A 319-nucleotide genomic window follows, 5' to 3' on the forward strand; every position below is an offset into this window, starting at 1 on the left:
TGTTCTGCGTGCTTTACCTTCGCCAAGACAATCATTGTCATTGGGTGAAGCCGCGTTCCTGAATGTTCGTGGTCTGTATGTGCCTGCACCCGTATATGAGCAAGGCGCCTGGATGGTGCTTGCTGCTGTTGTGATCAGTGTGATCGCGGGTGTGGCCGTCCATATGCGGGCCAGCCGGCATCAAAAGGCCACGGGGGAGCAGCGTCCGACCTGGCGCTATTCACTCGGTATGCTGCTGGTCTTGCCTGTGCTGACGTATTTTGTGTCGGGACAGCCGGTATCACTGGAATATCCTGAGCTGAAAGGTTTCAACTTTAGG

The 319-nt window shown here is 55.2% G+C and carries 1 pseudogene; it reads left to right on the forward strand.

The features are described from left to right. Nucleotides 1–319: pseudogene (locus ACYP03_RS25240) on the forward strand (amino acid ABC transporter permease); the annotation flags it as partial.

The sequence above is a fragment of the Photobacterium sp. R1 genome, from assembly GCF_054600795.1.